This window comes from Fimbriimonadaceae bacterium (genome assembly GCA_023957775.1).
Classification (GTDB): domain Bacteria; phylum Armatimonadota; class Fimbriimonadia; order Fimbriimonadales; family Fimbriimonadaceae; genus JAMLGR01.
The window spans coordinates 136,579-157,432 of the sequence record JAMLGR010000002.1; the positions used below are offsets into that span (position 1 = coordinate 136,579).

The window sequence follows — 20,854 nt, forward strand, 5'->3', positions numbered from 1 at the left end:
GGTTCGGCCACAATAGGGCATGGCACTGCTCTGCCCTAGTTGCCGCATCGAGATGGAAGCGCTGGACTATCTCGGCGTACCCATCGACGTCTGCCCGGACTGCGCTGGTGTGTGGTTCGATGACGGCGAGCTCGCCAAGTTGTCGCAGGCCGCCCCTGCGGCGCTGGAAGCGCTCGACTCGCGCCTCACTCCCGAATTCGAGGTCCTGAACGTTCCCGGATCCCTGAAACAGTGCCCCCGCTGCACAGTCCATCTCCGATCCTATCGCTACCGCTACGACTCTCCGGTCGTCATCGATTCGTGTCCGAAGTGCGCGGGCATTTTCGTGGAGGACCAGGAGTTGGAGGCGATCTACCACATCATGGAGACGGAGCAGAGGGAGAAGGTCAATGCGGTGGTGGCGTCCCGGCGCATGCACAAGGGGCGTTCGGCCAGCATCGGAACGCACTCCCTCGAGCGCAGCGTCGCCACGTTGCTTCATGCGTTGCGGCACTGGCGCGAACACGCCAGCTCGCCCTAGCACGGCCGGCCCTGCGCGGGGAATCGGTGTACCATAAGAGGCAGTTCCGGCCCCTCGAGGGGGTCGAGGTGTTTTGAAAGGATGCGGCGACTCACCCTTTGGTGTCTGGGAACGGCCTTGTTGTTCGCGCTTTGCGCGGCGGTGATTGGAAACCCCGCCCCGACCCAGTCCCTCCAAATCGCGTTTCGCGACAGCATGACGGGCTTGGCGGTCAAGCCCACGACGGCGATCGTGCGGAATCGAACGACCGGAAAGGTCGTTGCCCGAGGCTCGGGAGCCGCCATTCTGACGGCCCGCCTGGTCTTGGGGACCTACGAAATCGTGGCCACGTCTGAAGACCACGGCACGATGAGCAGCGAGACGACCCTCTCGCCGAATGGTCCGGCCAACCTCAAGTTCCACATGGATCCGGAGGAGATTCCGACGAAGATCGCATCGGGCACCCTCCGCAACGAAGCCCGGCCGGACGCGCATCTGGTGGTCGGCTACGTGGCCGACGAGGCATCCGGCGAACCGCTCGGCGGGGTTCGCGTCCTCGTCCCCGGAGGCGAGACGTCCACAGAGGCCGACGGCTTCTTCCGCGCGTACGTCCCGGTCAAACCGGGTCTCGCGATCCGGTTCGAACTGCCCGGCCACCAGTCGGAAGAGCACCGCAATCTCGAGACGTGGCCCGGGGGAGACACGCTGTTCCGCATCGCCTTGGCCAAGGGGCGCGGCGAGCGCATCGTGGACGAGGCGCGCCTGCGCGATCGTGCCGGAGGCGAACTCGCCGACAACTCCGATTGCGATTCGTGCACGAAGCAGGAGGGCGCCTACGTGCCTAGGGGAGGCGGGGAGGACTCGATGACCGGTCCGGCCCTTCCCAAGTACATCCGGGTCGGCCGGAACTGCTCGAGTCGGACGACGTGCACGATCGTCGAGGTGTACACGCTCGACCGCTACGTCAAGGGCGTCTTGCCGGCGGAGTGGTACTCGTGCTGGGGCAACGTGGCTGGCGGGATGGACTCCCTTCGGGCTGGAGCCGTCGCGGTTCGAAGCTACGGGGTGTCGTTCGTCTACTCGCCCGCGACCTCCAACTACGACATCTGCGACACCACCGCGTGCCAGGTGTTCGGAAACACGACGACCACCAACGCGAACAATGCGACCGACCAGACTTCAGGGTGGGTGCTGCTCACCAGTTCGGGTTCCGTCGCACGATCGGAGTACTCCGCCGAGAACAACAACAACGGCTGCGGCGACGGGTGGTCGGGAACCGGATCGACCTGGCCGTGCATCTCGGACCCCGTGTGCACCGGATTCGCCGACAACGGGCATGGTCGCGGCCTGTGCCAATGGGGGTCGGCACGCTGGGCCACCGGCCGTCGCCTTTCCAGCAGCCAATCGTGCACTTCGAGCGCACCCCTGCACGGTTACGGGACGAAGAACTGGCAGCAGATCCTGGCGCACTACTACCCGAACTACGCACTCGAGCAGGGTGGGCGGGCGACGTTTGTCGGCTTTGGCGCCGATCCCAGCGAAGTGGTTGTCGGCCAAACGACGACTTTCAACGAGGCGATCGATGCCAACCAACCGATCATTCGCGTTCTGCTGGGGGCGTCGATCGCTCCTTCGGGCAGTTCCAACTGGTCTTCGAACCCCGCGGGGGACCGACGCGTCGATCTTCCACCCGGCACTTCGGTGCAGACCCGCCCGTTCACGGTGTCGAGTGGCCAACCCTGGGGAATGCACGACGTGCTGGCGGCGCTCTATTACGACCGCAACAACAACTTCGTCATCGACTCGGGCGACTTTGTGATCGAAGACGGCCGGTTCAACAACGCGCTCCGCGTCCGCTCGCCGATTGCCGTATCGGTATCCCCGATCTGGGCAAAACTCGGCCGCGGCCAGTCGAAACAGTTCCACGCGGAGGTGACGGGGTCTTCCAACACGGCGGTCGCCTGGAGCGTGTTGATGGGACCCGGGACGATCTCGGCGAACGGCCTGTTCACCGCTTCGTCCACGGCGGGCGGCGAGACGGTCGTGCAGGCGGCCAGCGTCGCCGACCCGACTCGAACCGCCCGAGCCAAGATCTTCACGATGATGCCCTGGGGCGGGTTCTAGCCTAAGCGGGAGGGTCTTCCACGTCGAACCAACCCGGGGTCGAGAGGATCTTCGCCTCCAGCCCCTTGGGAAGGGTGAGCAGCGTTCCCGGCTCGTGGCGTGGAACCCTCAGCCGCACCGCCGCTCCCGCTCGCACCTTGAGCGGCCACTCGGGATCGCTGATGGCGACTCGTGCCAAAGCCACCTGGTCGGCGCCCAGGGCCATGGCCCCTCGCACGTCCTCGAGCGAACGGATGGCGCCCACGCCGATCAAGGGCACTCTGCGATCGATGTGCGAGGCCAGCGTGGCCAGGATGGGTTCGGTCCCACCATGAAGGCTCGGTTGGTCCCATGCACGCAGGGAAACGTGGAGGTAGGCCAGCGGAAGGGCCATCAAGCGGTCGATCAACGCGAGCGTGTCGGCCAGGCGGATCCCGGGCGTGAGCGGCTCCTCGGGGCTGAACCGGTAACCCACCGGAAACTCCGGCCCCACCGCTTCGAGGACCGAGCGGCTGACGCGTTCCGAAAAGAGCAGTCGGTCGCGTCCCCACGCATCGGTGCGGCGGTTGCTGTGCGGGCTCACGAACTGTTGCAGAAGATACGTGTTTGCCCCATGGATCTCAATCGCGTCGAATCCAGCCGCCTGGCCCCGGGCCGCCGCGGCCCCGTAGGCCTCCACAAGCTCTTCGACTTCGTCCCCGGCCAGGGCGCGCGGCACCTCGGCCGCGTCGTCCAAAGGAACGGCGGACGCCGAAACGGGTTGTCCCCCGCAGACCAAGGAGGGACACCTTCTGCCTCCGTGGTGGATCTGGAGGACCGAAACGGCTCCCCCTTCCCGGATCGAGTCGGCAACCCTTCTTAGCGAAGGGAGAAACCGATCGTCCCAACACGCCCACTGGCCCACAAAGGCCTTGCCTCCCGGATGGACGCAGCACGCGGCCGTCATCACCGCGCCGAACCCGCCTTCGGCACGCCTGCGCAGGTACGGAATCTCGTCGTCCGAAATGACGCCGTCCGGTCGGCTCGAGTAGGTCGTCATCGGCGCGACGACGAGGCGGTTGGGGACCTCGCACCGGCCCCATCGGATGGGAGCCCAAGGATCCGGCGCGTTCAAACTGCGGACGGCGTCGCTTCCCGAAGCGAGGCGAGGGTCGCCGGGTAGCGATCGAGGAGGGTTCTCACGGCCGCCTCGACGGTCTCGGGAGCGTGGCCTTCGGCGGGCTCGACCACCATCTCCAGTGCTTTGTGGGCCTGCACGGCCTCGGTGCCGATCTTCTCCAACCAGTTTGCGCCTTCGGCATCGGGCAGGGTGGGTTGGATCCCGTTGAGCATCAAGAACGCGAAGCAGGCGAGAAATCCGGTGGCCTCGTTTCCACGATCGAACGGGCGCAACTTGAAGAAGCCCATCAGGAACCGGTCCGCCCGATCGATCGGTGCGTTGCTGGAACCGTATGCGTACTGGTAGCTCGCGACCTCTTCCAAGGGCGCGTAGCGGAACCCCTGGACGGCCTTCGTCGCCTGCAGGTTGGTCCAGAGGATGTCCTGAACGGTGAGATACCGCGTCGCGGTCGCTTTGGAATGCTCCATGCCTACGCGGGAGTTTACTCCGCGGAGGCGACCCAAAGCGGGCGGCCTTCCACGGTCCTCAGCCTTGCTTCGCTTTTGCCTCGCCGCATCCGCGAGGCCAGGTAGCTGGAGCCGTGGCCATCCCAAAGTTTGGCACCGGCGAAGTCGATCTCGTCCCCCATGCGGGGCATGAGGCCCTGCTCTCGGAGATACGCCTGGGGTCCAAGTTCGACCAGTGCGGAGCGACCGTCCCCCAATCGAATCAGGACGGCAACCCCCGGGGCCACATCGGGTCGCGGCGCCGAGACGTCGATTCCGATCACCCGCCCGGTGAACACGAAGACGCGACTGGGATCGAACGAACCGTTCAACGCGGACCCTTCTTGCCAACCTTGGTACGCCGAAGGCCCCTGCGCCATGGACGTGGCGGCAAGAGCGACGAGCATCAATGTGGTTGGAACGCGCATGGGACTCCCGGCAAGGTTGCCGTGTGGATCATGCCGTACCTGGTGGACGATGCCACCCGTTCATTTGCCAGGTTCTGCGTCCCGATCGACAAGGATCCTCCGCCACTTGGCCAGTCGTTCGCCGATGCGGGCTTCGTATCCGCGATCCGTGGGTTCGTAGTAGCGGGAGCCCTGCAGCGAGTCGGGGAGGTTCTGTTGTTCGACGACGCCTTCGTCGTAATCGTGGGCGTAGCGGTACTCCTTCCCGTACCCCAGCTTCTTCATGAGCCCCGTGGGTGCGTTCCTCAGGTGCAGCGGAACCGGATCGTTGCGCGTTTCGTGCACGGCTTCTTTCGCCCGGCGGTACGCCTCGTAGACCCGGTTGCTCTTCGGGGCGCACGCCAAGAAGACGGCGCACTGGGCAAGCGCCAGTTCGCCCTCCGGCATCCCCAGGAAGTGAACGGCCTGCTGGGTGGCCATGGCCATGGCGAGGGCTTGGGGTTCGGCCAGTCCGATATCCTCGGTCGCCATGCGGATCAGCCTGCGGGCGAGATAGAGGGGATCCTCCCCCGACTCCAACATGCGGGCGAGCCAGTAGAGCGTGGCGTCCGGGTCGCTTCCCCGCACCGACTTGTGGAGCGCCGAGATGAGGTCGAAGTGTTGTTCGCCCTCCTTGTCGTACAGGAGCGCGCGCCGTTGCGCGGCCCCTTCCACGTGCTCCTTCGTGATCTCGACGCCCGGTCCGGCGGCCGCGGCGCACAACTCCAGTATCCCAAGGGCGGCGCGCGCGTCCCCGTTGGCCCAATTCACCAGCAGGTCCGCCGCCTCGGGAGAGAGAGGGCCGCATCGTCCCGCCAAGCCCCGATCCGAGTCGGCGAGGGCGCGGCTGATCACGTTCGCGATGTCGTGGTCCTCGAGGGCCTTCAGTGTATAGACGCGGCATCGGGAGAGCAGCGCGGCGTTGACCTCGAAGGAGGGGTTTTCGGTGGTGGCGCCCACGAGGGTCACCGTGCCGTCCTCCGCGTGGGGAAGGATCGCGTCTTGTTGCGACTTGTTGAATCGGTGGATCTCGTCGATGAACAGCATTGTGCGTTCGCCCCGCAGAGCTTTGAACCGACGGGCCTCCTCGACCACCTTGCGCAGGTCGGCGACGCCTGCGGACGTCGCGCTCATGCGGACGAACCGCGCCTTCGACGTGCGGGCGACGATCTCCGCCAGCGTGGTCTTTCCGACGCCGGGCGGGCCCCAGAGGATGAAGGAGCCCGCTTGGTCGGCTTCCACGATCTTTCGGAACGCCGCGTCGGGCGCAACCAAGTGGCGCTGCCCAGCGAACTCGTCGAAAGAACGCGGGCGCATCCTGGCGGCGAGCGGCGCGTCGCTCCCCGCGGGTTCCAAGCCCGTGGGACCGTCCGCGCCGAACAAGTCGCTCTGGCTCACACGGACAGTTTACGGGCAGCGGACCGTTCGTTGGGAATCGAGGTTCGCAAAGAGTCGGCGTCACGCTCGCAACGATTGGGGGTGAATAAGTCCCCCATTTTCAACACAGTTGCCCTATAATGGCGATATCAACATCCGAGCGGAGTTCGCTCGGAGGGGGGTCAAAGGAGATGAATCGGACTTTTCGTTGCGCTCTGGCCACGCTGTTCGTGGTTGCGGGAACCCATGCCGGGTTCGCCCAGTCGCTCAATGTCACTCAGTACGCAACCCATGGGAATGGGGGCGTCAACATCCAAGCCGACTGGGATCTCGGGTCGTCCACGTGGTGCGACCCGGCCAACGTCCGCTGGATCCAGAATATCAAGCTGAAGAACCTGGACGGGACGGACAAGAACAACGTTCCCGGCTACATCAACCGGCCGAACTTCATCGATCCGCTTCCGGATCAGCCGGGCGGCCCTTGGGACACGTTGCCGTGGTACGACGTCACGTACGGATCGGCTGCGGACCGCAACACGAACACGAACCGGATCGCCAACGGTTCGGGGCGGTTCTTCAACGACTCGCCTGCCGGTTGGGGTCCCTTCGGGCCTATGATGTTCTGTGCGTTCACCGCCGTTGTCTGCATCGACAACACGGCCAAGACCGCGAGCTACATGGGTGGATTCTCTTGGGGCTTCACGGTCGCCGCCAACGGAACGGTCACGGCCAAGCCGCTGCTTCAAATGGCGAACAACCAGGCCACGGTCGACATGTTCAACACGGCGTTGCACATCAACACCACCGATGCCAACTACAACCCGGCCACCTTCCGGGAGTGGTCGATGACGCTCGGAGACGCCAACTGTCAGCTCACGTACAACCCGGTTCCCGAACCGGGCACCATGGCGCTGTGCGCCGCAGCGATCGGAGTCGCCGCCAAGCGCCGCCGCCGCAAAGTGGCGTAGGATAACGGATGGGGGCGCCGGAAGGGGGGCGCCTCCCAACCCCACCGATGCTTTGTGTCTTATTGCTTGCCCTGGGATTGCCGTTGCCCTCATCAGGTCCGGCCGCGTTGAAGATCGCGTCCTTCGCGCTCGGGGCCAACGCGACGCTCGCCAACTTGCCTGTGGAAGTCGTGCTTGAGAACGCGGGCGAGAGGAACGTCCGGCTCTGGGCACCCAACAATGTGGAGGGCCTCCAGTCTCTCTGGTTCGAGTTCCAAGCGGTGGGCGGCAAGGTGGTCGAGTACCGGCCCCCGGTCCCGCCACGCGCGGGCGGCGTTGCGACGGCAGTCGTACTCGCTCCCCACGAGCGGCTCCACCTGCCCGTGGTGAACTTGGCGGCCGCGCGAGATCACGGGGGCCTTGCGCCCGGCGATTACACGGTCACCGCCATCTACAAGAACGCGATGGCCGACTTTCCTCCGGTCCGTGGCGTCTGGACGGGAACCCTCCGCTCGAAGCCTCTCAAGCTCCGCCTTTGAGTTTTCGGCTCGGCTCCGGGGCGTCCGCTGGTGGACCGCGGGCCATTTCAGACGCAAATAAGCCCGCTTTGCCTTGCGGGAAAGCGGGCTTGTTGCGAACCTTGACAGCTCGATAGAGACGGCGATTTCAAAGCGATCGACCAGGATATGTCTTGCCTGACTTGCAGCCAAGAGTGCTTATCCTTAAGGAGGTGATCCACCCACACCTTCCGGTACGGGTACCTTGTTACGACTTAGTCCCCCTTACTCCCCTCACCTTCGGCCGCTCCCTCCTTACGGTTAGGCCACGGACTTCGGGTGAAGACAATTCAGGTGACTTGACGGGCGGTGTGTACAAGACCCGGGAACGTATTCAACGCAGTATAGCTGACCTGCGTTTACTAGCGATTCCGACTTCATGCAGTCGAGTTGCAGACTGCAATCTGAACTGGGGGCGTATTTTTGAGATTAGCTCCACCTCGCGGTATTGCTGCCCTTTGTTTCGCCCATTGTAGCATGTGTGAAGCCCCAGGCGTAACTGCCATGCTGACTTGACGTCATCCCCACCTTCCTCCGGCTTACACCGGCGGTCTCCTATGAGTTCCCACCTTTAGTGCTGGCAACATAGAACGAGGGTTGCGCTCGTTGGCGGACTTAACCGTACACCTCACGGCACGAGCTGACGACAGCCATGCAACAAGTGTCTTCACGTCCCCTTGTGGGGGAGGGCCCTATCTCTAGGGCTTTCGATCGATGTCAAACCTGGGTAAGGTTCTTCGGTTAGTATCGAATTAATCCACATGCTCCACCGCTTGTGCGGGTCCCCGTCAATTCATTTGAGTTTCAACCTTGCGGCCGTACTCCCCAGGCGGGATACTTAATGCGTTAGCTGCGGCACAAGAGGGGTCGATACCTCTTACGCCTAGTATCCATCGTTTAGGGCGTGGACTACCAGGGTATCTAATCCTGTTTGCTACCCACGCTTTCGCGCCTCAGCGTCAGGAGATGCCCAGTAAGCTGCCTTCGCCATGGGTGTTCCTCCTGATATCAACGCATTTCACCGCTACACCAGGAATTCCACTTACCTCTGCATCCCTCCAGTCTGCCAGTATGCGAAGCAGTTTCCGGGTTGAGCCCTGGAGATTTCACTTCACACTTAACAGACCGCCTACGCGCTCTTTACGCCCAGTAAATCCGGACAACGCTTGCACCCTACGTCTTACCGCGGCTGCTGGCACGTAGTTAGCCGGTGCTTATTCATCGGGTACCGTCCTAAGTCTTTCCCGATAAAAGGAGTTTACAGACCTAGATCCTTCATCCTCCACGCGGCGTCGCTGCATCAGGGTTTCCCCCATTGTGCAAGATTCCCAACTGCTGCCACCCGTAGGTGTGTGGGCCGTGTCTCAGTCCCACTCGAGCGGATCATCCTCTCAGACCCGCTACCCGTCGTCGGCTTGGTGAGCCGTTACCTCACCAACAACCTGATAGGCCATAAGCCGCTCCCAAAGCGAAAAACCATTTAATCCACCCAAGATGCCAAGGGTGGGCCACATCCGGTATTACCCGCCGTTTCCAGCGACTATCCCAGTCTTTGGGGCACGTTGCTTATGTATTACTCCGCCGTTCGCCACTGTGCCCGAAGGCACCGTTCGACTTGCATGTTTTAGGCACGCCGCCAGCGTTCGTCCTGAGCCATGATCAAACTCTCCGAAGAAATTGTTACCAATTTCCCGTAAGGGTTTGGTTTCTGACTATATTGGAGTTTCTCAAAATAGAGATTCCCTGGCCCACCGAGGCGAACCTCGTAGGGTTTGGGACTCCGGGGTTGAGAATCGTTCCGAAGAACGTTCTCGTTTGAACACTTCTTAATCGCGCGTCTCTATCCAACTGTCAAGGTGCGTGCGGCCCCAAGCGGGGCAACAGGGGATATTATAGGCAGGCGGATGCCCGAATGTCAACCCCTGAGGCGCTTTTTTGAGACGGATCGGGCCCCCGGCTCGTCTTCACTAGGTTGGTAGCGCGACGGAGCACCTCGATCAAGCCGTCAGGAAGCGTTCAGTCCCGTGCGAGCCCTCTACACCAGCACCATCTTCCTCAACGCGGGACTCCTGTTTCTCGTTCAGCCGATGATCGCCAAGCTGCTGCTGCCGCGGTTCGGCGGCTCTCCCGCAGTCTGGGTCGTCAGCATGCTGTTCTTCCAGGCGGTGCTCTTGCTCGGCTACGCCTACGCCCATCTGGGGGCGCGGTGGCTGACGCCGCGCTGGCAGGCGATCGCCCACCTCGCCGTACTCGGCCTCGCGGCCCTCACCCTGCCGCTCGGCGTCCCGGACTGGCTCCCTCAGGGCGGAGCCGAGCCCACGTGGCTCCTGCTGGGGCTCCTGGCCGTGGTCGTCGGCCCCTCGTTCTTCGCCCTCTCCGCGGGAGCCCCGCTCCTGCAGCGCTGGTTTGCCGCCACCGGCGACCCCGAGGGCCACGATCCCTACTTCCTCTATGCCGCGAGCAATCTCGGCAGCATGATCGCGCTGGTGGGCTACCCGCTCCTGGTCGAACCCCGACTGCGCCTGGACGCCCAACGCGTCGACTGGTCGTGGGGCTTTGCTCTTCTCGGCATCGGCTTGGTGGCGGCGGCGACGGGCATCCGCAAGCCGCTGCCACTCGAGGGCAGCGACTTGGAACGCGCGCCCGTAGGGCCGAGCCGGGCGGATCGGCTCCGATGGACGGCCCTCGCGGCGGTGCCTTCGAGCCTCATGCTGGGCGTCACGACCTACCTGACGACGAATCTCGCCCCCGTCCCCCTGTTGTGGGTCGTTCCGCTCGCGCTCTATCTGATCACCTTCATTCTCGCGTTCGCCAGGCGAACGCTCGCGGGCCCTTCGGTGCTGGCCCGCGTCTTGCCCCTGCTGGCCACTCCGTTGGCCCTCGTGATGGTCCTCGAGGCGACCGAGCCGATCCGCGAGCTAGGCGCGCTCCATCTCGCCACCTTCTTCGTGGCGGCGTGGATGTGCCACGCCCGCCTCGCCTCTGAACGGCCCCACCCGTCCCATCTCACGGAGTTCTATCTGTGGATCGCGGTGGGAGGCGTGCTGGGCGGGGCGTTCAATGCGCTGGTCGCCCCGGTCGTCTTCAAGACCCTCGCCGAGTATCCGGTCGCGCTCGTCGCCGCATGTCTTCTCAGGCCCCGCGGCGACCGCCCTCCGGGCCCGCTTAAGCTCGACGTGGGCTATGCCGCTGCGATCGGGTTGTTCGCGGCCGCCACCGCGCTCTATTGGCGATCCGCCGGATACGAGGCCAACGCGTGGCGCTCGGCGGTCACCATCGGCGTGCCGGCGATCCTCTGTTTCCTCGCGGTCGACCGCCCGCTGCGCTTCGGTCTCGCCCTCGGCGCCCTGTTCCTCGCGGCGCAGATCGTCGACACCGCGGCTCCGGGTCAGGTGCTCGTGAAGGCACGAAGTTTCTTCGGCGTCCACCGGGTCCTGGAAACCACCAACCAGCACGGGGTGTTCCACCACCTCGTGCACGGCAACACCACGCACGGCATTCAGAGCCTCCGCGAACCGGGAACACCGTTGACGTACTACAGCCGCCAAGGCCCGATCGGCCAGGTGTTCGCCACGTTCTCCGGCCCAAATACGAAGGACCGGGTCGCGCTCGTGGGGATGGGGGTCGGGTCCCTCGCGGCCTACGGCGTGCCGGGCCAGCGCATGACCTATTTCGAAATCGACCCGGAGGTCGACCGGATCGCAAAGGACCCTGCCCTCTTCACGTTCCTCAGGGATTCGCGCGCGAAGGTCGATGTCGTCCTCGGGGACGCGCGCCTCTCCCTCGCGCGCGAACCCAACGGCGCGTACGGCCTCATCGTCCTCGACGCGTTCACCTCCGATGCGATCCCGGTACACCTCCTCACCCTCGAGGCGATCCGCATGTACCTGGCGAAGCTCGAGCCGAACGGAGTTCTCGCGTTCCACATTTCGAACCGCTACCTCGACCTGCGCCCCGTGCTTGCGGCCGCCGCGGCCGATCTGGACCTCGTCGCGCTCTTCAATTTCGACCTCTACATCGGCGAGGACGAACAGTCCACCGGGATCGAGCCCTCCAAGTGGGTCGTCATGGCGCGATCTCCGGCCGACCTGCTCTCCTTGCCCTCGAGCGGCGGTTGGGAAGATCTCGCACCCACGGGCATGGAGGCGTGGTCGGACGACTTCTCCAACCTGCTTGAAGTGTTCGCGCCGACGAAAGGGGATCGCTAGTTGGGCGCCGCGCAGACCCCGATCGCGATCAGTGCTTCTCTTTCGCCTGGGCGGCCCGCTCCCACATCGCCACGGTACGCACGTCGCGGCGGCGGCGGTCCATCGCCTGCCCGATCTTGATCGCCAGCACCTCGTAGGCGTCGGCGCCGGGCGAGTTCTTTTCGATGTAGTCGAACGCGCCCCGCCGCATGCACTCCACCGCATTCGACACATTGCCGTACGCGGTCATGACGATCACCTCGGCAAAGAGGTCCCTCGAAAACGCGCCGCTCAGCACCTTCAACCCGGAATCCGGGTCCTCCATGCTCATGTCGGTGACGATGATGTCGAACGGCTTCTCGGCGCTCTGGATCATTTCGAGTCCGTCCTCGGAGTTCGATGCGAGCGACACTTGGTAGCCTTCGCGCTCCAGCCTTCGCCGGACCGCATTCAAAACATCCTCTTCATCGTCAATCACGAGCACGCGACACATGGACCTGAGTATAGCCCTGCCACAATGAGTGCACCGCCATGGAAGGTCCGAGCGCGCGCGTCGAAAACCCGGGGCTTCAAAGCGAGCCCAGCCGGCTCGACAACCTGCGCACGCTCCGGATGGCCAACCTCGATGTCGGCTTCGCCACCGCGTTCGGCACCCTCGTCACCGGCACGTTCCTCGTTGGGTTCATCAAGTTCCTCGGCGGCTCGGACATCTGGATCGGATTGCTGGCGGCGGTTCCCAGCCTTCTCGGCATTCTGCAGATTCCGGGCGGGATCTGGGGGCGGGGCTTTCCCAGCTACAAGCCGTTCGTGCTCGTCGGAAGCTCCATCTGGCGGGCGCTTTACGTCCCGCTGATCGTCCTTCCGTTTCTTCCCCTGGACAACCAGCTCAAGCTCTGGATCCTCGCGACCTGCATCGGGACGGCCTCTGCCGCGGTCCTCATCGTCAGCCCGATCTACAACGATTGGCTGGCCGAGATGGTCCCGCCCAGTTCCCGCGGCTGGTACTTCAGCCGCCGCAACGCCGTCGCAACCGGCGTCGGAGCCTCCGTCGGCGTGATCGGAGCCTTGATTCTCGACTGGTTCCGCCGCAACGGCAACGAGGGGATCGGCTTCTCGACGATCTTCGCCCTGGGGATCGTCTGTGCGACCGCGAGTCTTGCCATGTACCTGCGCATGCGGGACATCCCCCGGCCGAATCCGGTGAAGCAGACGGTGCGCGAGGGAACCCGGGCGTTCGGCGTCCCGTTCAAGGACGCGAACTTCCGCAAGGTCCTTCTTTTCTTCGCGCTCTTCGTCGCGGGCCAGAGCTTCGCGGGAAACCTGTTCAGCGCCTTCGCGCTCGAGAGTCTTGACCTCCCGTTCACCATCATCCAAGGGGCGGGGTTCATGCACGCCGCAGGCAATCTGCTCTCCGCGCGCATGTGGGGGTTCCTGGCTGACAAGTACGGCAACAAGCCCATTCTCACCCTTGTCGGGTTCGGGCTCACCCTGACTCCGGTGATGTGGCTGTTCTGCTACCCCGGACGCGACGTGCACAACGCCGTCGTGTTGCTCTCGAGCCACCTCTTCGTCGGCATCATCTGGGCCGGGGTGGCGCTGTGCCAGTTCAACCTGCTGCTCGCGACGGCCAAGCCCGAAGAGCGCTCGACCTACATCGGCGTCGGGCTCGGGATCCAAGCGATCATCGGCGGCGTTTCGCCGCTGCTTGGAGCATCGATGCTCACGGCCATGCGCGGGTTCGTACCGGCCGATCAGGCGTACAAGTGGGTCTTCGCCACCAGCATGGCCCTGCGCCTCATCGCCGTGTTCTTCCTCGCCCCCGTCCGCGAAGAGGGGGCGATCCGCATCCGGACGACGCTCAAGCACCTTCGGCGCACCACACCGGGCGGCATCCGCGCGATGCGCAGCCTCACCCGCAGTTCCGACGCCCTGAGCCGCGAAGACGCCATCGGCCGCGTGGCTTCAAAAGGGTTTGCGCTGGGCGCCGACGAGATCGTCAAGGCCCTGCACGACCCCTCGCCTCGCGTGCGCCGGCGGGCCGCACAAGCCCTCGCCCAACTGCAGGACGAGAGTGCCGGCGAGGCCCTGGTGCACATGGTCGTCGAACACCCGGACCTCGTGGAGGAGGAGACTGTGGAGGCCTTGGGCGAGCTGCGGCACGCCGAGGCCGTCCCTGCGCTCGTGAACCTGCTGCAGAGCCCGCGTTCGCTCGTCCGGCGAGCCGCAGCCAAGGCGCTGGGCCGGGTGGGCGACGCCGAGGCCATCGGCCCGTTGATGGCCGCGGCCGCCGAGCCGGGCGATCCCGACCTGCGCCGCGCCAGCCTGCAGGCCCTGCGCGTGCTCGGGGCACGCGAGGCGCAGCCCGTGGTGGGCGACGCCCTCTACGATCCGCACCCGAGCGTCCGCATCGCCGCCGCAGAGGTGGTGGCCGAGATGGCGATGCGGGACCTGGCCCCCCACCTGCGCAAGTCGCTCGAGTACTTCGACGACGAGGCGGCGAGCGAAGTGGCCTACGCGCTGGGTTGCGTGGGGACGGTCGAGGATATCCCGACGATCCTGCACGAAGCGTCCCAAGGCGTCTCGATGACGACGCGACGGCGTTGCCTCCTGGGCGTGGCGCGCCTCCTGGGCGTCGAGCCCGACGCCTACAAGCTGATGCTTCTCGAAGGCATGGCCAGAGACTCGGCCCTGCTCGAGGCCTTGCGCGGCGCGATCAAATCCGTGCCGGCGATGAAGGTTGCCCTGGAGCGATACTCGGCAGGAAACGAGCCCGAAGCCCTGGCCGAGTTGGCCCGCCGTTCCGACAACGCTTCCCTGCACCACCTGGCGGCGAACCCGGTGGAAGAGGCCTTTCTGGTCGCCAGCCTGGTGGCGGGCCGGTAGAAGCCATCGAAAGAACTGGTGGAGGCGGCGAGAATTGAACTCGCTTCCAAAACCGTCGTCCAGCCGTTACCACGAGCGTCTCCCCTGTACTTTGTCTCGACGCCGCTCTCTGCCGGGGATGCCTGAGCGGTCGTCCAGTTCGATTGTTCTAGGCGGGTTCGCTCCGAACAGAAGCTCGCCCGACGATCCGGATTTGTTTGACACCCCGACTTCGGCCTACCGGCTCGGCCAAAGGGGACGCGCGGTCAATTAAGCCGCGTAAGCGTAGCTGTTATTCGCAGTTACTTTTTTTGCCGCTTTTTACGAGGCCAACGGCGCCTCGGCTCGCAACGAAAGGTTGATCCGGCTCTGTCGAACCCTGACGCCCCCAGTTGTCATTAGTATAGAACGTCGGCGGGCGGTTCGTGGTTCCTCACGCGGGGAGTTTCACGCAAGGGGGAATCGGGAGACGGGAGTCGGGAGACGGGAATCGGGAATCGGGAATCGGGAGTCGGGAGACGGGAATCGGGAGACGGGTGGGAGACCGGAGATGGGAGTCGGATGGGCCTTACCAGCGTGCCACGCCCGCTGGACGGGCGTGGGTTCGACAGTTGCATGCCCGCCAAGCGGGCATGGCACCCTTTTGGGCTGCGCGTCGGTCCGCGCAGGCCCGCCGCTACTCGGATTCGGTCGAAGAGGCCTCGGCGGACTCGGTCGTTCCCTCCTCGGTCTCTTCGCCGAGCAGTTCGGGTTCGCCCTCCTCCTCTTCGGTCGGAGTTTCCAGGACCACCACCGGGGGCGGCGTGCAGGTGAAGAGCGTGGCTTCGGGCGAACTCATCAGTTCGAGTCCTTCCGCCAGCTTCAACTCGCCCGCCATGATCGTGGTGTTGACCTCCATTCCCGCGACGTCCACCTCGATGTGGTCGGGAAGGTCGGACACCTTCGCGCGGACGGTGACGTGGGTCGTCGGGTGGTTGAGAATCGCCACGTGCTCTTCCACGGCCGGCGGCGTGCCCACGGGAACCACGGGCAGATCGACGGTGATCAGGTCGTCCATCTTGATCTGCATCACGGTGACGTTGAGGATCGCCCGCTTGATCGCGTCGTGGTCCACCTGCTTCACGATCACGTTGCGCGGCTTCTTTTCGCCCTCGATCACCAAGTCGAACATTCCGGTGCCGGAGGCGTGCGCCAGCGCGTGGCGCAGCTCGGCGGCGTCCGCCTGGATCATAAGGTGGTCCTTCCCACGCTCGATCAGCGCCATGGGCACTTTGCCCTCTCGGCGGAGGGCGTGCGGTTTGGTCCCGTCCCTCGGGGTCACATTCAAAACAGACATCAAAAAAGCTCCTGGTCCAGCCTCGCACGATCGGCGCGGGCAACGAGAGCGGATTTTACCCCGGAAGGCGGCATCGGCTCGCAGACGCCTCTTCCATCGGGCCATCGCGACGGGAAGGGAATTCCGCGGGGCGGCTCGATCGACACTTTCAGGGGCAAAGTGCCCGGTCGAAACCGAGCCGTCCGTCATAATCGGGCAGTGTGGCCCTCGTGCCCCAGGGAGTGACCAAGACCGATGTTGATTCAAGCACTGACTCTCGCCCTCACCGTGCAGTTCGGCACCGCCGACATGAGGCTGATGCGGTTTCCCGCGGTCCACGGCGACACCGTCGTGTTCACGTTCGCGGGCGACCTCTGGACGTCGAAGAAGGACGGCGGTTTCGCGCGTCGCCTCACGTCGCACTTCGGGGGCGAATCGCGGGCGCGCTTCTCGCCCGATGGAAAGTGGCTGGCCTTCACGGGCACCTACGAGGGGAATGCGGACGTCTACGTGATGCCCGCGGAGGGCGGCGAGCCTGTGCGGCTCACGTTCGAACCCGACACCGACATCGTTCTGAACTGGACTCCCGACGGCAAAATCGCCTACGCCTCCACCTACGGCAGCTTCACGAACCGCCAGCAGCGCCTGTGGCTCGTGGACCCCAAAGGCGGTCTCCCGATCTCCACCGATCTCATCGAGGTTTCCGACCTCTCCTACTCCCCCGACGGGCGCAAAGCCGCCTACAACCGTTTCGGCTCGCACGCGTTCAACTGGAGGCGCTACCGAGGCGGGTCCCAAGGCAAGATCTCGTTCTGGGACTTCCCCTCCCAGACGTACAGCGAAATTCCTTCGGCCGGCGAAAACAGCTGGGAGCCGATGTGGGTGGGCGACACCATCTACTACATCAGCGACAAGAACCAGAGCACGGTCAACCTCTATGCCTACGACACCAAGAGCAAGCGCACCGAGCAGCTCACCAAGTTCACCGACGCCGATATCAAGTGGCCGAGCACCGACGGCAAGACCATCGTCTTCGAGCGGGACGGCTACCTGTACGACTACGATCTGGCGTCGAAGAAGGTCGAACGGCTCACCCCGACGGTGCGCGGCGATATGCTCTCGGCCCGGCCCGAGCTTAAGGAGCTGGGAAACCAGATCTCCAACTTCTCGCTCTCTCCCTCGGGGGTTCGCTTGGCGGCCGAAGCCCGTGGAGAGATCTTCAGCGTGCCGGCCAAGCACGGCGATACGCGCGACCTGACGGAGACTCCCGGAGCCCGGGAACAAGCTCCCGACTGGTCGCCCGACGGCAAGACGATCGCCTATATGAGCGACGAGTCGGGCGAGGTCCAGATCTACACGCGCCCCCAGATGGGCGGACCCGCCACCCAGGTCAGCGACGAGAAGACAAACCGCATCCAAGCGTTCCGCTGGTCGCCCAAGGGCGACAAGATCAGCTTCTCCACCGTCAAAGGGCAGGTCTACCTGCTCGATCCGAAGACCAAGTCAAGCCAGGAGATCTTCGCCGAGCGATTCGGGGGAACGCCGCCGTACGACTGGTCGCCCGACGGCAACTGGATCGCCTACATCGCCAACGGGGAGAACCTGTTCGGTGCGCTCTATCTCTATGAGGTCGCAACCGGCACGTCGCACAAGGTCACCGAGGGTTACTTCCCCGACCAGGCGGTGAGCTTCGACCTCAACGGCAAGTACCTCTACCTCATTTCCGGCCGGACCTTCATTCCGACCCCCGGCGACTTCGAATTCATCATGCAGATGGAGAATTCGCAGCGCGTCTACCTGATGACGCTCTCCAAGGACGAGTCCAACCCCCTGGTACCCCCTTCCGACGAGGAGAAGGCAGGTGACGATGGCAAGAAGGAGGAGGGGGGCAACGAGAAGCCCGAAGGAATGAAGGTGGACCTCGACGGCCTCGCGGCCAGGGTGTTGCCACTGCCCATGCCTCCCGGCACGTACAACGCGGTGGTCGGCGCCAACAACGGCGTCTACTTCTTCAGCGACCGCACCCTCCAGAAGTTCGACCTTGGAAGCCGCGAGGCGTCCCCGATCATCGCCGGAGCGTCCTCATTGGCGTTCAACGCAAAGCGCACCAAGCTCGCCTATCAAGGTGGCGGCGTGATCGGAATCATCGACGCCCGACCCGGCCAGAAGCTGGGGGATGGCAAGGTCAACGTCTCGGGCGTCGAAGCCGTGATCGACCCGCGCGCCGAGTGGCGGCAGATCTTCTGGGAGGCTTGGCGCTACGAGCGCGACCACTTCTACGACGCGGAGATGCTGGGACTCAACTGGGACGCCATCGGCAAGCACTACGCCGAACTTCTGCCCTACGTCGCGCACCGCAACGACCTCAACTACGTGATCGGCCTCATGATCGGAGAGTTGGGAACGTCCCACGCGTACGTTGGGGGAGGCGACATGGGCGACGGGCCCCCGCCGATCCCCACGGGCCAGCTTGGCGCCGATTACGAGAGCCACGCCAACAAGATCCGATTCAAGAAGATCTACTACGGCCTGAACTTCGACGAGAGTCGCCGCGGCCCCCTCGGCGAGCCCGGAGTGAACATCAAAGAGGGTGAGTACCTGCTGGCGATCGACGGCAAGCCTCTCGGAGCCGACACCAATCCGGACTCGCTGCTCGTGAACAAGGCGGGCAAGACCGTGACGCTCACCGTCAACGACCGCCCGGGGATGGAGGGATCGCGCGAAGTCCGCGTCCACCCGATCGCCAGCGAGGGCCAACTCCGCTACATCGAGTGGGTCGAGGCCAACCGCCGCTGGGTCTCCGAAGCGACCGGGGGCAAAGTGGGCTACATGCACGTGCCGGACACGTCCATGCCCGGCGTCATCGAGTTCATCAAAGGCTACTACTCGCAGAGCGACAAGCAGGCGATGATCATCGACGAGCGCTTCAACGGTGGCGGAATGATCCCGACGTTCTTCATCGAGCGCCTCGGGCGCCAAGTGGCGACCGCGCTCAAGCAGCGCAACGGCGAGGACATCAAGTTCCCCACCCAGACGTTCCAAGGCCCGATGGCGATGATGATCAACGGGTATGCGGGATCGGGCGGCGACATGTTCCCGTGGCTGTTCCAGAACGCGAAGATGGGTCCGCTGATCGGCACGCGCACCTGGGGCGGGCTTGTGGGCATCCAAGGCGGCGCGCCGTTGATCGACGGAGGCTTCCTCTCCTCGCCCGAGTTCGGCATCTACGACGTGAAGACCGGCAAGTGGATCGCCGAGAACACGGGCGTGACGCCGGACATCGAGGTGGACGCACGCCCCGACCTCGTGGCCAAGGGACAGGACCCGCAGCTTGCGAAGGCCGTGGAGTACCTGATGGAGCAACTCAAGAAAGGGTCGGTGAAGTACGTGGAGCCGAAAGGGTATCCGCGTGTCGGAGGCGGCGGCGGGAGCTAGTCGTTAGGCCTTGGGCCTTGGGCCTTGGGCCTTGGGCCTTGGGCTTGGGGCTTGGGCTTGGGGCTTGGGGCTTGGGGCTTGGGCCTTGGGCTTGGGGCTTGGGGCTTGGGAGCCTGGTCAGGGGTATTCTTTGCTTGCCCTTGGCCGCTCCCACCGATCTTGCTGAGTCCGGCGCGAGCCCTCATCCACCTTTGACGCAGAGTCTTGTCCTGCGCTTTTACCGGCCCCTTGCCTTGTCTTGGATGTTCATGGCCGTGGAAGGGCCGGTTTCGGTCGCTTTGATCGCACGGCGGCCCGACAGCCAGGTGAATACGGCGGCCTTCTTCGTCCTGATGAGCCTTGCTCTCTGGATCGAGAGCCCGGTGATCGACCTTCTCTCGACGGCGACGACCCTCGCCAGGAACCGCCAACATTTCGTGGTCTTGACCCGCTTCGTGCAATGGGTCATCGCCGCAGTGACGTGCGTGCATTTCCTTTTGGCAGCCACGCCCCTGTACGGCTTCGTCACCCGCTCGATCCTCGACCTGCCCCCGGACGTGGCCGCGGCGGCCCACCTTGGGATGATCGTCATGATCCCGTGGAGCGGACTCATCGGATGGAGGCGGTACCTTCAGGGCGTCCTCATTCGCCACGGCCAGACGCGGCTCATCGGTTGGGGGACCGGCGTCCGCGTGGCCATGATGGCCACGGCCGCATGGATCCTGTTCCACGCGACGGAGTGGCCGGGGATTCCGATCGCGGCCACCTCCCTCCTTTGCGCGGTCGCCGCGGAAGCGCTGTTCATCCACCTGGTCAGTCGAAAGACCGTCGCCCAGTCGCTCGACCATCCCGAGCGGCCCGACGAGGCGCATCTCACGATGCAGAGGGTCGCCAAGTTCCACCTGCCTCTCACCGCCACCACGATGGTGATGCTGATGTCGGGATTGGTGATCAGCGCCGCACTGGCCCGTGCACCCAACTCGGTGCTCTCGCTGGCCGCGTGGCAGGTGGCGACGACGGTCCTCTTCCTCCACCGCACGATCGTGTTCGCCCTCCCGGAGGTGGTCGTCGCGCTCTACCGCGACTCGGCTTCCGCGGCCGTGCTGCGCCGGTTCTGCATCCACGTGGGCCTGGCAACCAGCGGTTCGATCGTGCTCTTCGCCGTGACGGGAGTGGACACCCTGTTCTTCGCCCGGGGATTGGGGAGCCAACCCGAGACGGTGGCGACCGCGCACCTCGCCTACATGGTGGGCATGCTGATGCCGTTTCTCGGCGCGCTCCAATCCTACGTGCGCGGCATGCTGACGGCCCACCACCTGACCGTCGCGAGGCTTCATGCCGTGGTCGTGTCGATGGCGTGCCTGGTCGCGGGCTTGGCAGTCGGGGTCGGGCTTCGCTGGCCCGGCGTCGTCACGGCCGGCTTGGCGATGAGCTTCGCCATGGCGGCGGAGCTGTGGGCGCTGACGCGCAATTGGCGGCGGGGCCGGGCGCGCCTCGACGGGGCTTTGCCCGCCTCCGTCTGATCGGCCGCCGGTACACTGC

General features: G+C 64.7%; 14 protein-coding genes, 1 rRNA gene and 1 other RNA gene. 8 read left to right on the plus strand and 8 right to left on the minus strand.

What is annotated here, in order from left to right; translation table 11 throughout:
- The first annotated feature begins 19 nt into the window (after positions 1 to 19).
- Positions 20 to 520: a zf-TFIIB domain-containing protein gene (locus tag M9921_02230; protein ID MCO5295653.1), complete on the plus strand. Its 501-nt coding sequence runs from the start codon at positions 20 to 22 to the stop codon at positions 518 to 520.
- An 81-nt stretch (positions 521 to 601) separates the two neighbouring features.
- On the plus strand, positions 602 to 2,623 hold the full coding sequence (locus M9921_02235) for a SpoIID/LytB domain-containing protein (protein ID MCO5295654.1): 2,022 nt from the start codon (positions 602 to 604) through the stop codon (positions 2,621 to 2,623).
- 1 nt (position 2,624) lies between these two features.
- Here M9921_02235 and M9921_02240 read toward each other — a convergent pair whose 3' ends face one another.
- From M9921_02240 to M9921_02255, 4 genes are all read right to left on the minus strand, one after another.
- Positions 2,625 to 3,716, minus strand: a complete 1,092-nt coding sequence (locus tag M9921_02240) for a hypothetical protein (GenBank protein MCO5295655.1) — start codon at positions 3,714 to 3,716, stop codon at positions 2,625 to 2,627.
- Positions 3,713 to 4,189 carry a hypothetical protein gene (locus tag M9921_02245; GenBank protein MCO5295656.1) on the minus strand — a complete coding sequence of 159 codons (477 nt, stop codon included), beginning with the start codon at positions 4,187 to 4,189 and terminating at the stop codon, positions 3,713 to 3,715. The genes M9921_02240 and M9921_02245 overlap by 4 nt, the downstream gene beginning before the upstream one ends.
- 14 nt (positions 4,190 to 4,203) lie before the next feature.
- Positions 4,204 to 4,614 carry a hypothetical protein gene (locus M9921_02250; protein MCO5295657.1) on the minus strand — a complete coding sequence of 137 codons (411 nt, stop codon included), beginning with the start codon at positions 4,612 to 4,614 and terminating at the stop codon, positions 4,204 to 4,206.
- Positions 4,615 to 4,695: 81 nt separating this feature from the next.
- A complete protein-coding gene (locus tag M9921_02255; protein MCO5295658.1) occupies positions 4,696 to 6,051 on the minus strand; it encodes a replication-associated recombination protein A in 1,356 nt (451 codons plus the stop codon).
- A 170-nt stretch (positions 6,052 to 6,221) separates the two neighbouring features.
- Here M9921_02255 and M9921_02260 point away from each other — a divergent pair, with 170 nt between their 5' ends.
- Positions 6,222 to 6,998 carry a PEP-CTERM sorting domain-containing protein gene (locus M9921_02260; GenBank protein ID MCO5295659.1) on the plus strand — a complete coding sequence of 259 codons (777 nt, stop codon included), beginning with the start codon at positions 6,222 to 6,224 and terminating at the stop codon, positions 6,996 to 6,998.
- Positions 6,999 to 7,045: 47 nt separating this feature from the next.
- Positions 7,046 to 7,516, plus strand: coding sequence for a hypothetical protein (locus M9921_02265; GenBank protein ID MCO5295660.1), 471 nt, complete (start codon positions 7,046 to 7,048; stop codon positions 7,514 to 7,516).
- A gap of 184 nt (positions 7,517 to 7,700) precedes the next feature.
- Here M9921_02265 and M9921_02270 read toward each other — a convergent pair.
- A 16S ribosomal RNA gene (locus M9921_02270) occupies positions 7,701 to 9,209 on the minus strand.
- A 349-nt stretch (positions 9,210 to 9,558) separates the two neighbouring features.
- On the opposite strand from M9921_02270, the gene M9921_02275 reads away from it, so the two are divergent.
- Positions 9,559 to 11,742, plus strand: coding sequence for a fused MFS/spermidine synthase (locus M9921_02275; GenBank protein ID MCO5295661.1), 2,184 nt, complete (start codon positions 9,559 to 9,561; stop codon positions 11,740 to 11,742).
- Between the two features lie 28 nt (positions 11,743 to 11,770).
- Here the strand turns inward: M9921_02275 and M9921_02280 are convergent, their stop codons facing one another.
- Positions 11,771 to 12,214, minus strand: coding sequence for a response regulator (locus tag M9921_02280; GenBank protein MCO5295662.1), 444 nt, complete (start codon positions 12,212 to 12,214; stop codon positions 11,771 to 11,773).
- A 38-nt stretch (positions 12,215 to 12,252) separates the two neighbouring features.
- On the opposite strand from M9921_02280, the gene M9921_02285 reads away from it, so the two are divergent.
- Positions 12,253 to 14,604 carry an MFS transporter gene (locus M9921_02285; protein ID MCO5295663.1) on the plus strand — a complete coding sequence of 784 codons (2,352 nt, stop codon included), beginning with the start codon at positions 12,253 to 12,255 and terminating at the stop codon, positions 14,602 to 14,604.
- Positions 14,605 to 14,620: 16 nt separating this feature from the next.
- Here the strand turns inward: M9921_02285 and ssrA are convergent.
- Together ssrA and M9921_02295 are read right to left on the minus strand one after the other, a co-directional pair.
- Positions 14,621 to 14,973, minus strand: a transfer-messenger RNA (tmRNA) gene (ssrA, locus tag M9921_02290).
- 286 nt (positions 14,974 to 15,259) lie between these two features.
- Positions 15,260 to 15,919 (minus strand): 50S ribosomal protein L25, encoded by a 660-nt coding sequence (locus M9921_02295; protein ID MCO5295664.1) that lies wholly within the window; start codon positions 15,917 to 15,919, stop codon positions 15,260 to 15,262.
- Between the two features lie 234 nt (positions 15,920 to 16,153).
- On the opposite strand from M9921_02295, the gene M9921_02300 reads away from it, so the two are divergent.
- Both M9921_02300 and M9921_02305 read left to right on the plus strand, forming a co-directional pair.
- The gene (locus tag M9921_02300; protein ID MCO5295665.1) at positions 16,154 to 19,333 is read left to right on the plus strand and encodes a PDZ domain-containing protein; all 3,180 of its coding nucleotides are present in this window, start codon (positions 16,154 to 16,156) and stop codon (positions 19,331 to 19,333) included.
- Positions 19,334 to 19,524: 191 nt separating this feature from the next.
- Positions 19,525 to 20,835, plus strand: coding sequence for a hypothetical protein (locus M9921_02305; GenBank protein MCO5295666.1), 1,311 nt, complete (start codon positions 19,525 to 19,527; stop codon positions 20,833 to 20,835).
- Positions 20,836 to 20,854: the final 19 nt, after the last annotated feature.

Bases quoted from the DNA above. Each gene is read 5' to 3' on its own strand.
- M9921_02235 (MCO5295654.1), top strand. From the start codon at position 602: ATGCGGCGACTCACCCTTTGGTGTCTGGGAACGGCCTTGTTGTTCGCG.
- M9921_02245 (MCO5295656.1), bottom strand. From the start codon at position 4,189: ATGGAGCATTCCAAAGCGACCGCGACGCGGTATCTCACCGTTCAGGAC.
- M9921_02300 (MCO5295665.1), top strand. From the start codon at position 16,154: ATGTTGATTCAAGCACTGACTCTCGCCCTCACCGTGCAGTTCGGCACC.
- M9921_02230 (MCO5295653.1), top strand. From the start codon at position 20: ATGGCACTGCTCTGCCCTAGTTGCCGCATCGAGATGGAAGCGCTGGAC.
- M9921_02260 (MCO5295659.1), top strand. From the start codon at position 6,222: ATGAATCGGACTTTTCGTTGCGCTCTGGCCACGCTGTTCGTGGTTGCG.
- M9921_02295 (MCO5295664.1), bottom strand. From the start codon at position 15,919: ATGTCTGTTTTGAATGTGACCCCGAGGGACGGGACCAAACCGCACGCC.
- M9921_02280 (MCO5295662.1), bottom strand. From the start codon at position 12,214: ATGTGTCGCGTGCTCGTGATTGACGATGAAGAGGATGTTTTGAATGCG.
- M9921_02250 (MCO5295657.1), bottom strand. From the start codon at position 4,614: ATGCTCGTCGCTCTTGCCGCCACGTCCATGGCGCAGGGGCCTTCGGCG.
- M9921_02265 (MCO5295660.1), top strand. From the start codon at position 7,046: ATGCTTTGTGTCTTATTGCTTGCCCTGGGATTGCCGTTGCCCTCATCA.
- M9921_02285 (MCO5295663.1), top strand. From the start codon at position 12,253: ATGGAAGGTCCGAGCGCGCGCGTCGAAAACCCGGGGCTTCAAAGCGAG.